We start from the raw sequence: 15300 nt of genomic DNA, 5'->3' as shown, positions 1-15300 counted from the left end.
CGCCGTGGCGGCAGGCAGCCACCTCACCGACGCCTTGGCCGCCGACGCCCCTTCCACCGACACCTTGGCGGCCGACGCCACCGACACCTTGGCATCCAGCGGGCCTTTCACCGCTGCTGCCGAGGCCGCCGTGCGGGGCGCGCTGGGCACCGCTTCGCTCACCCCCCGGCGTGGCCGGGCCAGCTATGTGGGCGAGCACGCGATCGGCGTCCCCGACTCCGGGGCGTTCGGCGTGGCACTGCTGTTCAGTGCGCTCGCCGCCGTCTACGAGCCGGTCGCCGCCACCCGCCTGCCCGACCCGGTGCGCCTCACCTCCCACTGATCACACACCGGTTCGCCCGGCCCGATATGGTTCGCTCCGTGTCGACTCTCGGGCCACGTCAGCCCCTGTTCTGGTGGTGGCTGGCGGCCACCTACGCCTTATGGGAGATCGTCCGGGAGGTGCTGACACCCAGGCGACGGGTCCTGTGTGCCGGGCAGCCGATCGTGGAGCCCGTGGGCGCCTTACGTCGCACGGCCGCCGAGATCGCCCAGATGCTCTCGGACGTGCTGTATGTGGCGGGCCCGTTCCTTCTGGCCACGATCGCCCTGTTCCTGGCCAGGCGCGCCCAGCCCCGCGTCCGCTTGACGGCCGCGGTTCACGCCGAGCCCCGCGTCCACCTGATGGCCGCGGTGCTCGGATTCGGGCTCGTCGCGCTGCCGGAGGCGCTGGCGATCGCCGCCGACGTGCTGAAGCCGCCCGCGGAGCCACCACCGGGCTGCCTGCCCGACCCGGCCCCGTTCCGCATCCTGCCGATAGCTCTCTCCTGGCTGATCTCGCCGCTGACAATGATCATGTTCGCGGGAGCCGCCGGAACGCGCGTACGCCCGGATCTAGGCTCCATCCTCCGGCTGGTGGCGGCGCTGGCCGTGCTCGCGCTCGCCGTACAGGCCGTCAGAATCCTCCCCGAACGGCTGGCGCCGCCACCGATCGCCGACGACGGCACCCCCCGCTACGCGCTGCTGGCCACCGGCTCACTCGAGACGGTGGACCTGGAGACGGGCCGCGTCGCCCACGACTACTGGCCGCGCATGGGCAGGCGGCTCGCCAATATCCAGGCGGTGGCCGCCACGGGGAAGCCAGGCGAGTACGTGGTGAGCGTGACCCTACGGCAGGGCAGGGACACCTGGTCGCCACGCGGTGTCATCTCACGCCTGCACCGCCTAACCGTGGACGCCGACGGCCAGGCAAAGCTGGGCAAGGCCCTGTCAGGCCGGCTGACCGGCAACGTCGACCGAATCCGGGTCTCCCCCACGGGCCGCGTCGCGTACAGCCGCAAAACCGAAAGCCGCGATCACCAGACGACCACCTACGCCGGCGTCCTCAACCCCGACGCCCTCACATCCGACGCCCCCGCACCCGCCACCCTCACACCACACGTCCTCAACCCCGACACCCCTACACCCGACACCCCTACACCCAACGCGCCTACAACCGGCGCTCCCACACCCAACGCCCTCACACCCAACGCTTTTGCACCCGACTCCCCTGCACCCGACACCCCCGCGGCCGACGTCCTCAAGGCCGACGTCCTCACGCGCGGCGTCGAGTGGCGGGTGCCCTCGTACGGTTTCTACTGGAGGGACGGCCACACCCTCGTGCTCCCCGACGACATCCACTTCACCGGTGTCACCTCCCCGCCAAAGCCCGAGCTGGTGAAGTCCTGGGAAGGCGCCCTCGACGTGCGCAAACCCGCGTCGGAACCGGCCGGTCTCGTGCGGGCGCCCCGCGAGAGCGGCAGCCACACGCTCCCCCATCCGCTGCCCGACGGCCGGACCCTGCGGGTGCGCCAGGGCAGCTACGAGCAGCCGTCCGAGCTGCTGCTCTATGACGGCGCCCGCAAGGTGGCGACGGTGCTCAGCCTGAAGTGCGGGGAGATCGTGTCGATGGCGGCGGACCCCTCCGGACGGCACCTCCTGGTCGGTAAGGACAACGAAAACGATTCGGCGGCTGGCAACCGGCCGTGCGGGGGCACCGGCCACGAACTGCTCCGCGTCGCCCTCACCCCGGCCGCCACCGGCGCCTTCCCGCACAAGGTCGTCTGGCGAGGCGGCACCTATCCCCACGACATCACCTGGTGACCAGACACGCTTCTCACAGATCTGATGCCGCACTGTCACCAACGATGGCTTTACGTGTGCTTAGGTGATGCTTTGACAATTCTTGTGCCGGAGTGAGGTTGACGGGTGTCAAGGTACGACTGGCGTCACTCGGTGTTCGCACCCGTGGCCGCCCTGATCGTCTCTGCGCTGCTGATGGTGGCCGGAGTTGTGGAATCGCTGCTGGTGTCGGTGGGGGCGACCACGGCCCCTGCGGCGGCGGAGTTCGTGGTCACGCTGATCTTCGCGGTGTTCCTGACCACCGTGCTCAGGATCGCCCGGGCAGTGCCGGACATCCGGCGGGAGAGCGCGGCCACCGCCCGGGCCAGGGCGAACGTCCAGTCCGTCAAGGCGAACGAGGACACGCTGGTTGCGCGGCGGCTCAAGCTGTTCCGCGAGGCGGCGGAGGCGGGCAACGACTGCGAGGCGGTGCTGAGCGCGCGCTCCGCCCTGGACGACAGCGAGATGGCCAACAAGCACCACCTCGACCACACGCTCATCTGGGCGCTGCCGGTGTTCGGCTTCATCGGCACCGCGCTGACGATGGCCGCGATGGTCAGCTCCTTCTCCGACGCCCTGGACAGCCAGGGCGACCCCTCCGTGCTGATCACCGCGCTCAAGCAGCACGTGCTGCCCGAGCTGGCCTCGGCCTTCGGCGTGACGCTGATCGCGCTGCTGCTGAGCGTGCTCGCGTTCGGCGCGATGGCGCTGGTCGAGCGCGCCGAGCGGGCCGGGGTGGTGGCCGCTGACGAGGTGTTCCTGACCTACGTCGCGCGGCTGCCCGCCAAGCAGGCCGCGCCGGCGATGCACGGGCTGACGCAGGAGTTGGCCCAGTCCAGGGGCAGGACGGAGGAACTGGTCAAGGGCCTCGACGCGCTGCGTACCGCAGTGGAGCGGCTGAGCGCCGCGGAGAGCAGGCCGCACCGGTACACGCTGGTGAGGGAGCCGTGAGGAAGCGGCCGGCCAGGTCGTTCGCGCCGCCGCTCGACCTGCGGTTCATCGACCTGTTCATGGCGATCGTGCTGGCGCTGGCGTTCGTCGCGATCATGCTGACCGTCGTGGCGCGCATGCTGCCGACGGAGAACGTCACGCCGCCCGCGCGGCAGGACAAGAGCGTGGCGCAGCTCAAGAAGGAGCGCGACGCCGCCGTCGCGGCCCAGCGCGCGGCCGAGGCGGAGCTGCGGGCCACGCAGGAGCGGATCGCGGAACAGCAGTCGTTCGCGCTGCCCTGGTGGCTGATCGGGTTCTGCGCGCTGCTCGGCGTGCTGGCGGTGTTCATGACGTGGCGGATCCGGCTGTGGAACAAGGGGAGCCTCCCGAGGCTGTGGAGCTGGTTGATGGTCACCGTGGTGGTGGCCGGGGTCACGATGGTGATCAGGTCGTTGAGCGGGGGTGACGGTTACCTGCTGCTCGCTGAGATTCCATGGTGGGGCGCCGCTGCTCTGTGTCTCGGGCTGCTGCTGGTGGCGTACGTGCTGATCTCCGACATCCGCGCCAGCCGGCTCACCCTGATCGAGATCAGAAGGCGTCACGCTGGATGATTGATTCGTGGCTGTCCGTCGCGCAGGGCGAGCTTACGTGGGCTGCCGCGCCAGCGCGTCATACCGCGGGCTGACATGCCTCGGTCTGATCACAAGCCCCCGCAGCCAGACCACAGGCCGACGCGCAACCGCACCTCACCCGGCCATCCTTGTCGGCGTGTTCAGATCAATCACCCTCGCCCTCACCCTGGCCGCCACTCCCACTCCCGCCCCGGACCCCGCCCTCACCTGGTCCCCGTGCCCGGACGACAAGCTCGGCATGGTCTGCGCCGACGTATCCGTACCCGTCGACTGGACCAAGCCAGGCGGCCGGAAGATCACCCTCAAGGTGGGCAAGCTCAAGGCGACCGGCCCGTCCGAGGGATCGGTCTTCATCTCGTACGGCGGGCCCGGCTCACCAGGCATCGCCTGGACCCAAGGCCTCCCCCCGGGCCGCTGGGACGACCTGCGCAAGCGCATGGACCTCATCGTCTGGGACCCACGCGGCTACCCGTATCCCGGCACCCTGAGCACGGCCCTCAAGTGCGGCTGGCCCACACGACCGACCCCGCAGCCGCCGCGCACCGACGCGGAGTTCGCCCGCCTGGCCGAGACCAACCGCGCCTTCGCGGAGATCTGCCGGAGCACCGATCCCGAGCTCTTCGACAACATGAGCTCGGCCGACGGCGCCCGCGACCTGGAGGCGATCAGGAAAGCCGTGGGCGCGAAGCAGATGAACTACTACGGCGCCTCCTACTCGGGCATGCTCGGGCAGGCGTACGCCCGGCTCTACCCGGAGACCGTCCGCACGATGGCGCTCGACGGCACCTGGAGCCACAGCCCTGCCAAGGGCTGGGAGGCCGAGACGGAGGCGCTGGCCCGCGACAACGAGGCGTCCATGCGGCGCTACTTCACGTGGGCGGGCAAGGGCGCGGAAAAGGACTGGCGCCGCCTTCTGGCCAGGGCCGACCGTTCCGAGATCCCGGCGCGGCAACAGCCCGGCGTCGCCTTCACGGGCGAGGACCTGCGAGCCCTGGGGCTGCTCCTGGCAAGAAGGGGCCAGGCGTCGTGGGAGACGTTGAAGCAGGCCGTGAAGGCCGCGTCGGCAGGTGACGCCTCCGGCTTCAAGCCCGAGCGCACCCGCCTGAATTACCCCTACAGCTTTCCTGGTGTCACCGAATGCACCGAATTCCCCCGCCCAGCGACACGTAAGGAGGCGGCACTCCAGGACGCCAGGCTGGCCAAGATCGCCCCGAACACCGGCGCCGCCGGGATCGGCACCGTCCGAGGCATGCTGACGTGCGTCGGCTGGCCCACCCCGGTCTCGAATCCCCCGAAGCCCCTCCCGAAGGGCCTTCCCCCACTGTTGGGCGCGGGCGCCTGGAGTGAGTCGGACGCCGTGGGACGCGTTGTCGAACAGGTGCCGGGCAGCGCCGTGATCAAGCACGAGGGCCCGGGACACACGCTCCACCAGTTCAACGCCTGTGCCCGAGCCCACCTCGACCGCTACCTCACCGACCGCGTCATCCCCACCGACCGCACCTGCTGACTCCCGCCCCAGCCAAGCGCTCCACCTGCATAAATATGCGATTCGCTATCTTCCGCTGATTCATATCAGTCTTGGACGGGTCCGACCGGTTTGTGCTGTCATGGCCGCCATGTTCAGCTCGCGCAGCCGTACCGCCGTGTCAGACCTGCTCCACCCGGCCGCCGCAACAGCCGCCAGAGCGTGCCGCGCTCCCACCGGATCGCCCTCGGCAGCCACAGCAGGGCCGTGCCCCGCGGACAGCGCATCGCGCACTTTCTGACCACCCTGTCACCCTCGGACCCGGAGGACTCTGTGCAACCGTCCCGGCGCAGGCGCACCCGCGTCAGTCCCGACGTGCCCCCGGAGCGCGCTACCGACCGGGCCGCCACCAGCATCTCAGGAACAAACAGCCCCGGACAGGCCAGCTCCAGACGGAACGGTTCGCGGCAGGACGGTTCAAAGCAGGACAGCCCCAGACGGGACAGGTCCGCGCGGCGGGGCGGCTCACCGCAGGTCGAAGCCGGGCGGGACGACTCCACGCAGCGGAGCGGCTCAAGGCGGGACGGTCACGGAGGGGACGGCTCCGTGCGGCGCGATGGCCGGAGGCAGGGTGGGCGGTTCGGGTGGCGGCGGGTTGTGCCGAGTTGGAAGGCGGTGATCGTCGGTGTCGTGACCCTGGCGGCCGGGCTCTTCGGCATGGCGGCGGTCGGCTACGCGCTCACCCCGGTGCCCGCGCAGAGCCAGAGCAAGGACAGCGTCGACGACACCGGCAGCGTGATCACGTACGCCGACGGCTCGACGCTGGCCAGGCTCGGGGTCAAACGCAAGCTGGTGACGTACGCCCAGATCCCGCGCCCGGTCCAGGACGCGGTGATCGCCGCCGAGAACGACTCCTTCCGCGAGGACCCGGGCATCTCCTTCTCCGGCATGGCCCGCTCCCTGCTCAACACCGTCACCGGCCGACAGGTCCAGGGCGGCTCCACCATCACCCAGCAGATGGCCCGCAACTACTACGACGGCTTGTCCCAGGAACGTTCCGTCAGCAGGAAGTTCAAGGAGATCTTCGTCGCGGTCAAGGTGAGCAAGAGTCTGAGCAAGGAAACCATCCTGGAGCAGTACCTCAACACGATCTATTTCGGCCGCGGCGCCTACGGCATCGGCGCGGCGGCGGAGGCGTTCTTCAACGTGAAGGACGTGGCGAAGCTGACCCCCGAGCAGGGCGCGTACCTGGCAGGACGCATCCAGAACCCCGTCCGCTTCGACCGCGCGGAAGCGGACGGAAACAGCGCCGCCACCGAGGAACGCTACGCCTACGTGATCAGGGAGATGTCCACGCTCGACCCGGCCGCCTACGGCACGCTTCCGACCCGGTCGCCGTCCTCCCCCAAGCGGGTCAAGGAGCGCAACACCGACTACTACAAGGGCCTGCGCGGCTACATGATCAACGCTGTGCTCGACGAGCTCAAGGCCAGGACCGGTCTGACCCTCGACGACGTGGAGAAGGGCGGTTACCGCATCAGATCCACGTTCGACAAGAGGCTGATGAAGGCGGCGAAGGACGCCGTACACCGGCACACCCGGGCGCTCTCCAGCGAGTTCACCACCACGGTCGCCTCCGTCGACCCGAGAAACGGCCGGGTCAATGCCTTCTACAGCGGCGACGACTACACCACCGACCAGTGGAACGACGCCTTCGTGTCGCAGAAGCAGGCCGCCTCGGCCTTCAAAACGTACGTGCTGGCCGCCTGGCTGGAGCAGGGCTACAGCCTCGACAGCCTTTTGCCCGCCTCCAGCCCGATCAAGCTGGCCGGCACCTCGCCCATCAAGAACGACCACCCGTCACGGGCCACAGCCGTTGACGTCCTGGACGCCACGGCGAACTCGGTCAACACCGCGTACGCCAAGATGGGCGAGAAGGTGGGCCTCGACAGCGTCATCGACATCGCCGCCCGCGCGGGCCTGAACAAGTCCAACCTCGAGTCCGCCCGCGACCGCCACCGCTATCTGATCACGATCGGCAGCAACCAGGTGACGGCGGTGGAGCAGGCAGGCGGCTACTCCATATTCGCCCAGGGCGGCACGCACCACGACAACCACGTCATCATCAACGTCACCAAGAACGGCAGGAACCACTACACGGAAAAATCCACCCCCACCCAGGTGATCTCCCCCGAGGCCGCCGCCGACGCCACCTCGGCCCTGCGCGAGGTGGTCACCAGGGGCACCGGCCGCAACGCCGCCCTGCCCGGCCGCCCGGTCGCCGGAAAGACCGGCACCAACAACGAGAACAAGGAAGCCTGGTTCGTCGGCTTCACCCCGCAGGTGTCCACGGCCGTCGGCATGTTCCGCCAGGAATGCCGCACCAAGACCGGCAAGGTGATCCCGCCCCGCCACAAGACCTGCCCGTGGTTCCGGGGCAAGGACCCCGCCAAGGAGACCAGGTACACCAAGGACAACCCCTACACCCGTCCGTACGAGGTCCCGCTCGGCACCACCTTCGAGGGCGCCACGTACCCGGCGGCCATCTGGCGCACCTTCATGACCGAGGCCACCAAGGGCCAGCCCGTAGAGCAGTTCCCACCCCGCGCGGGCATCGGCATCACCGAACACCTGGCCCCCAAACCCACCCCAACCACAACCCCCGCGGCAGACCCCTGCACCGGCCCCACCTGCCAAGCCACAACCCCACCCCCTCCGGACACCACCACTTCACCCGAGGAGTACGACTCGACCCGAACACCCGAGGACGACCCGGCTCCCCAGGAGGACTCCGCGGACTCCGCCCCAATTCCCGAGGACGACACCGACCCGGTCCCTCAGAACAACACCAACCCCGCACCCCCGGAAAACCAGGACGCGTCCACGGGCAACGCCGCCGACTCGGCCCCATAGCGCAGCGGACGGCCAACCCTGACAGGCCTTCGGACCGCCCCGATGCCGGGCAGGGCTGGAACGGTTGGCCGACGTGCGCGGTTGGCCGACGTGCGCAGTTGGCTGGCGTGCGCGGTTGGCGGGCGTGTGGGGTAGGCGTGCCCGCGTAACCGGGTGGCGGTGCCGGGTGCGGCGGGCCGAGCTGGAGTGAGCCGAGCTGTGGCGGGCCAGGCCGAGCTGCGGTGGGCTGGGTTGTGGCGGGCCGGGCCGGGTGTGATTGGTGGGCCTGTCGACGGAACGCGGTGGCCCGGCCAGGCGGGCTTGCAGGGCTTGCAGGGCTTGCAGGGCTTGCGGACAGGCGTAGCGGACCTGGCTGGTGGACAGGGTTGTGGCGGTCCGGGCTGGGTGTGGTTGGTGGGCTCCGTCGGCGGAACATGGTGCCCGGTCGGGCGGGGTTGCGGGGCTTGCGGGCGGAGCTTGCGGGCGGGCATGGCGTCTTGGCTGGTGGGCGGGGGGGTGGTGGGCCGCGCTGTGGCGGGTGGGGCTGCAGTGGGCGGAGCTGTGGGGGGTCGGGCTGGAGTGGGCGGGCCCGTCGTGGTCGTGGCCGGCCCGGCCGTGGGTCGTGGCGGGCCTCGTGGCGAGCCGGGTCGTGGCGGGCCAGGGTGGGCTGGGGTGGGCTGGGGTGGGCTGGGGTGGGCTGGGGTGGGCTGGGGTGGGCTGGGGGTGGAGTTAGGTGGGGAGGGTGGTTAGCCAGGTGGTGAGGAGGTTGTTGACCTCGGTTCGGCGTTCCTGCTGGATCCAGTGGCCGCAGCCTTCCAGGAGGTGGGAGCCCATTAGGGCGGGCAGCGTGGTTGGGTAGGCCTGGATGGCTGTGCTCAGCCACATCGTGGAGGAGTCCTGGGCTCCGCCTATGAACAGGGACGGCTGGGTTATGGGGCGGCCGGAGTAGGGGGCCAGGTCCGCCCAGTCGCGGTCCATGTTGCGGTAGCGGTTGAGGGCGCCGGTCAGGCCGGTGCGTTCGAACTCGGCCGCGTATTGGTCGAGGTCGGCTTCGGTCAGCCAGGACGGCAGGACGCCGGTCGGGAAGCGGTCGCGGAGGGTTCCGCCGGGGCTGACGAAGTGCGGGTCCGGGGCTCCGGGGGGCGGCATGGTGTCGGCGGACAGGGCCGAGTAGATGCCTGCCAGCCAGCCGCGGACGTCCGGCTCGATCTCCGCCTCCGCTCTGCCGGGCTGCTGGAAGTAGGAGACGTAGAACTCCTCGTCCCCGCCCATCCCGGCGAAGGTCTCGCTGGGCCGGGGCCCGCCGGGCGGCGTGTAGGGAACGCTCAGCAGGGCGACGGCGCGGAAGACGTCCGGCCGGGTGAGGGCGGAGTTCGCGGCGATCATCGAGCCCCAGTCATGGCCGACGATCACCGCGCTGGAAGCGCCGAGCGCCTCCACGACCGCCACGTTGTCCTCGATCAGGTCGAGCATCCGGTACGCCGCCAGTTCCCCGGGTTTGGACGATCGCCCGTACCCGCGCACGTCGATGGCGACGGCGCGGTATCCGGCGGCGGCGAGAGCGGGTAGCTGGTGACGCCAGGAGTACCAGGACTCGGGGAAGCCGTGCACCAGCAGCACCAGCGGGCCGTCACCCTGCTCCACGAGGTGCGTCCGTCCGGCGGGGCTGGGAACCAGCCGATGGGTGATGTTCGGGATCTGCGACATGAAGGCTCCATTCAAAAGGACGGCCATCATGGGACCACGGCGGAGCTCACCGCAAATGCCTTTGCCATTTCGGCAAAGAACCCTAGGAGTACATGGCCCGCAGCTCGATCAGCTTTTCCCTGGCCACATCGTCAAGCGCCCGGCGCCGCTCCGGATCCTCCTCCCACGTCGCCTCCGCACACAGAACACGGGCCGCCTCGTGAGGTTCGGCGTCGCGGACCACGTACCAGACCACGTCCCCGCCGCCGTGCCGCTCGAAGTCGCGCCGCAGGATGGTCACGATGCCGGAGACGAGGATCTGCCTGGTCCACGGGTTCTTGGCGAGGACCTGCCGGTCGACCGTCAGGCCGTCGTCCATCAGCTCGCCGCCGAGATAGTCGTCCTCCCACCGCCACAGACGGCGGCTGACGCCGGACTTCACGTACAGGGCGCCGCGCCCTTCGACGGGCATGGAGAACGTCCGCGACTCCCGCCGGGTCAGCTCCTTCGCGATGCGCTCGCCGTCGGCCTCCTCTCGCAGCCACTCCCCGTGGTCCTGTCCGTCTTCCTCGGGTACGGACCGTCCCACCGAGCCCCGCCGCAACTGCTCGGCGTAGTAGCGGTCGATCAGCGGATCCCGGAACCGCCCGGGACGCGGCCCCGACAATCCCCAGATCTCGGGGGTGAGCTCCACGCCGTCCTCGACGTCGACCCCGCGTCTCCGCAGGTACTCATAAACGCTGATGTTCTGCGCGCCGGCACGGGTACGCGCCTGATGCAACCTGCCCTCGAAGCCGTCCGGGTCCAGGCGCAGCGACACCCAGTCCCCCACGGCGGAGACCGGCACCGGAACCTCCCGTTCGGACGGCGGCTGCGCCAGTTGCTCCGGTTCGAGGTCGATGGAGTAGTACAGGACTCCCCGGGTGATGTAGGTGAACGGCACCGCGTGCCTGAGCGGGTCGAAGACGTCCCGGATCGGCCAGAAGCGCAGCAGCCACGTCTGCGCGCACTCGTCCGTGGTGTGACCGTCTCCGGGTCGGGGCTCGCGGATGTACATGGCCACGCCGTACTCGAAATGCGGTGGTCCGATCAGGAAGTCGTGGCCACGGTCCTCCATCATGGTGACGACGGAGACGACGCCGCTCTCGGCGACGAAGGTCTCGCTGACGGCGGGGGTCCAGGACGCGTCGGGGGGTCCTGGCTCGGCGTCCCAGGCTTCGAGGCGGAGGGCCGCGGTGAAGTGGTAGAGCTCCGGGGTGGGTGTCCGCCACGACTCCAGATCGGTTCCTTCCAGGCCGAACGTGCCGTATTCGACGTAGACCTCGTCGTCGATCCGCCGGAGTAACTGGGCCATCTCCCCGCCTTCTGCAGAACTGGTTTCGGAGGAGTATGGCCTACTTGGCCGACAGTTCTCCGGTGGCGATCAGGTGGGTCAGGAGGCCGTCCAGGAGGGCGGGGGCGGGCGGGCAGGTGAGTCCGGCTTCGGCCAGCGTGCGCTCGGTGCGGGAGCAGTCGAAGTCGGGGCCCTTGACCTGGCCGGACTCGGTGAAGGAGCGGGGGTAGGCGGCGACGGGGAGGGGTTCGCCCTCGGCCAGCCGGCGGCGTACCTCGGCTCGCCAGTCGGCGCCGGGGACCAGACGCAGCGGGAAGCCGCGTTCCCGGAGACCGGCGACGATGTGGGCGGAGTTGAGCGTGTGCGGGTTGTGGTAGTGGAAGTCGCCGGTGACGCCGCCCCGGGCGAGGTGGACGATCGCCGCCGCCACGTGGTCCACGGGCGTCATGTCGAGCCGCTCGCCGTCGGGAACGGCGCCCAGCGTCACGCAGGTCGCGAAGAACCTGCCGAGGAAGTCGCCGGACGGACAGGCGCCGGTGGCGGTGGCGCCGCTGATCCTGGCCGGCCGGTGGATGCCCACGGGCAGCCCGGCCTCGCGCGCGGCCGCGGCGAGCCGGTCGGCGGCCCACTTGCTCTGGTCGTAGCCGGGGTGGAGCCGGTCGGGGTCGGGCAGCGGGTCGTCCTCGCGTACCAGCCGCTCGCCCGGCGCGAGGTGCACGCCGAGCGTCGAGACGAGGTGCACGGGGATCGCGCCCGCGGCGGCCAGGCGGAGGATCTCAAGCGTGCCGCCGACGTTCGCCGGCCGCAGCCCCGCGTACGGCTTCGCGAAGTCCACCAGCCCGCCACTGTGCACGACGAGATCGACGGCCAGGTGGGCGAGCCGGCCCGCGAGCCCCTCCGCCGCCAGGTCGCCCTGCTCGGCCACGATCCGGCCGGCCAGCTCAGGCCGCCAGAGCCCGAAGCGCTCCAGTGCGGCCCGCAGCCGGGCATCCGGATCGGACCCCCTGACCAGGCAGTACACGGTCACGTTCGGATCCGAGGCCAGCTCCGCCAGCAGGTACGCCCCCAGGAACCCGGTTCCGCCGGTCAGCAACACCCGCCGAGGCGGCGAGGCGGCCACCGAGGCGCCCGCCACCACCACGTCGCCGGGCAGGACCGCGTCCGCGCGCACGTCCGGCCCGCGCACCGCCTGCCCGTCCATGCGGGCGGCCAGTTCGGCGAGGTCGGCGGCGGCGAAGAAGGCGTCGAGCCCGACGCTCAGCCCGGTGCGCGCGGCGATCCTGCCGACGGCCTTGGGCGTGAGCAGCGAGTGGCCGCCCAGGTCGAAGAAGTTGTCCCGGCGCCCCACGGACACGCCGAGCAGTTCCTCCCAGACCGCGGCGACCGCCCGTTCCGTGGGGGTCCGCGGGCTCTCGTACGGGACCGCCTCCACCGTGGGCACCGGCAACGCCCGGTAGTCGATCTTCCCGTGCGGCGTCATGGGAACCGCGTCGAGCATGACCAGGTCGTGCGGCACCATCGCGGCCGGGAGCTTGCCGGAAAGGAAGGCACGCAGCTCGGCCCGGGTGAGGACCCGATCCGCGGTGAGGTAGGCGACCAGCCGCCCGCCCACGCCGGTGACCACGGCCTCGCGCACGCCTTCGAGGGCCAGGCAGGCCGCCTCGACCTCGGCCGGTTCGATCCGCACCCCGTTGATCTTGAGCTGCCGGTCGTCGCGCCCCAGGAACTCCAGGTTCCCGTCGGCCCGGCGCACGGCCAGGTCGCCGGTGCGGTAGACCCGCTCGCCGCGGAAGCCGACGAAGCGCTCGGCGGTCAGCTCGGGCCGCCCCAGGTACCCCTCGGCCAGGCACGGCCCGCCCAGGTGGAGCTCGCCGGGCACGCCGATGGGCGCGAGCGCGCCGTGCCGGTCCAGGACGTACGCCCGCACGTGCGGCAGCGGCCTGCCGATCGGCAGGTGGGCACGCGGGCCCACCTCCGATCCGTCGACGGTCCGGTAGACGGTCGCGCACACGGTCGCCTCGGTGGGCCCGTAGTGGTTGAAGAACGACAGCCGCCCGCCGGTGAGTCCGGCCCAGGTACGCAGCCGGTCCACGGGCACGCTTTCCCCGCCGACCATGACCGTGGTCAGCGGGCCCGGGTCCACCGTGCCCAGATCGGCCAGTTCGTCCACCCACTGCCGCCAGAGCGCGGTGGGCGCGTCCACCATCGTGATGCCCTGCCGGGCGCACAGCTCCAGCGCCTCCGGTCCGGTCAGCGCGAAGGGCGAGGGGTGCAGCACGATGGCGGCGCCGCTGAGCAACGCTGGATACAGGTCACCGGCCGAGGCGTCGAAGCTGAGCGGCGGCACCATGAGCACCCGCTGGCCGGGGCCGAACCCGTGCAGGTCGATGAAGGCGCGCGCGAGCCGTACCACGGTGTCGTGCGCGACGACGACGCCCTTGGGCGCGCCCGTCGAGCCGGAGGTGTAGATCACGTACGCGGCGCCGGCGGTCGGCTCGCCGTGCGGCGCGGGCAGCGCGCGCGGCGACGGGTCGATGGCGACCGCGGCGCCGCAGTCGGCCAGGAGGGCGGCCAGCCGTTCCGCCGGTTGTCCCGGGTCGAGGGGCACGTAGGTCGCGCCCGCGCGCAGGACGCCGAGCAGCGCGACGATCGCCTCGGGGCTCGCCTTGAGGCAGACGGCCACGCGCGCGCCGGGCCGTACGCCCAGGGCGTGCAGTTCCCGCGCGAGCTCGCCCGCCCGCGCGTCCAGCTCGGCGTAGGTGAGCGCGCCGTCGGGCGTGATCACGGCGGGCGCGTCCGGTGTACGGCGGGCCTGCGCGTTGACCAGCTCCTCCAGCCGGGGCGTAGGCAGGGCCGCGGGAGCGGCGGGCCCGAGGAGCAGGGCCTCCTCCTCGGGCGTCAGCATGTCGAGCTCGCTCAGCCTGGCCTCGGGCCGGGCGGCCATCGCGCGCAGCAGCCGCTCCAGATGCGTGGCCAGCCGGGCTACCGTCTCGGGCTCGAAGCAGTCGGTGCTGTAGGTGAGCACCAGCTTGAGCGCGTCGGCGCCGACGACCACGTCCAAAGCCAGGTCGAACGTGGCACGCTCCGGCCCGGCCCCGACCGTCTCGCCGACCAGCCCGCCCAGCCGCAGCGGCTGCTCGCCGACGAGGCCGAGCATGAGCATGGTCTGGAAGATCGGCGTGCGCGCGGGGTCGCGGCCGACGCCGAGGTCACCGACGACCTGCTCGAAGGGCACCGCGGCGTGCGAGAACGCCCGCAGCAGCCGCCTGCGCACCCGCTTGAGCAGCTCGCCGACACTGGGGTCGCCCGCGAGTTCCGCGCGCACGGCCAGCGTGTTGATGAACAGGCCGAAGACGTCCTCGAACTCCTCCTGCTCACGCCCGGCGACCGGCGTGCCGACGCAGAAGTCCTCCTGGCCGGTGTGGCGCATGAGGAGGGTCTGGTAGGCGGCCATCACCACCATGAACGGCGTGCACCGCCGGGTCCTGGCCAGCTCGGCGACGCCGTCCCAGACCTCGATGGGCATGACGTGGACGTGCTTCGCGCCCGCGCTGCCCCTGACGGCCGGTCGCGGACGGTCGGCCGGGAGCTCCAGCGCGGGCGCCCCGTCCAGCTCGGCCCGCCAGAACGCGCGCTGCTCCTCGTGCTCCTGCCCGCGCCGCATCGCGGCATACTCACGGTACGGCGGCGCCGCCCGCCCCGGCGGCGCCTCGCGACCTTCGGCGAAGGCGGTGTAAAGCTCGTCGAGCTGCGGGAACAGGACCCGTTCCACTGACCAGGCGTCACCGATCAGGTGGTGCATGGTCATGACCAGCACGTGGTCGGCGGGCCCCAGGCGAAGCAGCGAGGCCCGGAACAGCGGCCCCGCGGCCACGTCGAAGGGCGCGTCGGCCAGGGCGGCGACCCGGAGTTCCAGCTCGGCCTCGGCGACGTCGGAGATCTCCAGCCCGACGGGTACGGCCGGCCGTACCTCTGCCATGGGTGTCTCGCCCACCTCGGGGAAGACGGTGCGCAGCGACTCGTGCCGGGCGGCCAGCTCGTCCAGGGCTTTGGAGAGGGCGGCGGCGTCGAGCGGGCCCCGTAACCGGGCGGCGGCCACCATCGTGTAGCTGGAGTCACCGCCCGCCAGCCGGTCCAGGAACCACATCCGCTCTTGCGCGGGTGACAGGGTGGCGAACATCGTGGCCGTACTCCCTTTGCGGGTGTGTGCGTTCTGACCCCGA

At 71.1% G+C, this 15300-nt stretch carries 9 protein-coding genes; 6 read left to right on the top strand and 3 right to left on the bottom strand.

Features of this window, described 5'->3' with window-relative positions; translation table 11 throughout:
* Nucleotides 1-4: 4 nt before the first annotated feature.
* The 6 genes from ACIBEJ_RS23720 (at nucleotide 5) to ACIBEJ_RS23695 (ending at nucleotide 8079) form a co-directional block, all read left to right on the top strand.
* Nucleotides 5-322 carry a DAK2 domain-containing protein gene (locus ACIBEJ_RS23720; protein ID WP_397184963.1) on the top strand — a complete coding sequence of 106 codons (318 nt, stop codon included), beginning with the start codon at nucleotides 5-7 and terminating at the stop codon, nucleotides 320-322.
* 38 nt (nucleotides 323-360) lie between these two features.
* Entirely contained in the window at nucleotides 361-2121 is a 1761-nt protein-coding gene (locus tag ACIBEJ_RS23715) for a hypothetical protein (protein ID WP_397184962.1), read from the top strand.
* Between the two features lie 105 nt (nucleotides 2122-2226).
* Nucleotides 2227-3090, top strand: a complete 864-nt coding sequence (locus ACIBEJ_RS23710) for a hypothetical protein (protein WP_397184961.1) — start codon at nucleotides 2227-2229, stop codon at nucleotides 3088-3090.
* Nucleotides 3087-3680 (top strand): hypothetical protein, encoded by a 594-nt coding sequence (locus ACIBEJ_RS23705; protein ID WP_397184960.1) that lies wholly within the window; start codon nucleotides 3087-3089, stop codon nucleotides 3678-3680. The genes ACIBEJ_RS23710 and ACIBEJ_RS23705 overlap by 4 nt, the downstream gene beginning before the upstream one ends.
* A gap of 157 nt (nucleotides 3681-3837) precedes the next feature.
* A complete protein-coding gene (locus tag ACIBEJ_RS23700; RefSeq protein ID WP_397184959.1) occupies nucleotides 3838-5208 on the top strand; it encodes an alpha/beta fold hydrolase in 1371 nt (456 codons plus the stop codon).
* Nucleotides 5209-5841: 633 nt separating this feature from the next.
* Nucleotides 5842-8079, top strand: a complete 2238-nt coding sequence (locus ACIBEJ_RS23695) for a transglycosylase domain-containing protein (protein ID WP_397184958.1) — start codon at nucleotides 5842-5844, stop codon at nucleotides 8077-8079.
* A gap of 708 nt (nucleotides 8080-8787) precedes the next feature.
* Here the strand turns inward: ACIBEJ_RS23695 and ACIBEJ_RS23690 are convergent.
* From ACIBEJ_RS23690 to ACIBEJ_RS23680, 3 genes are all read right to left on the bottom strand, one after another.
* Nucleotides 8788-9765, bottom strand: a complete 978-nt coding sequence (locus tag ACIBEJ_RS23690) for an alpha/beta hydrolase (RefSeq protein ID WP_397184957.1) — start codon at nucleotides 9763-9765, stop codon at nucleotides 8788-8790.
* An 82-nt stretch (nucleotides 9766-9847) separates the two neighbouring features.
* Nucleotides 9848-11098 (bottom strand): hypothetical protein, encoded by a 1251-nt coding sequence (locus ACIBEJ_RS23685; protein ID WP_397184956.1) that lies wholly within the window; start codon nucleotides 11096-11098, stop codon nucleotides 9848-9850.
* Between the two features lie 40 nt (nucleotides 11099-11138).
* Nucleotides 11139-15257 carry a thioester reductase domain-containing protein gene (locus ACIBEJ_RS23680; protein ID WP_397184955.1) on the bottom strand — a complete coding sequence of 1373 codons (4119 nt, stop codon included), beginning with the start codon at nucleotides 15255-15257 and terminating at the stop codon, nucleotides 11139-11141.
* Nucleotides 15258-15300 lie beyond the last annotated feature (43 nt).

The sequence above is a fragment of the Nonomuraea sp. NPDC050790 genome (assembly GCF_044456745.1).
Classification (GTDB): Bacteria; Actinomycetota; Actinomycetes; order Streptosporangiales; family Streptosporangiaceae; genus Nonomuraea.
Note: the sequence above shows the minus strand (reverse complement) of the source record. Positions and strands in the feature narration are given on the sequence as shown.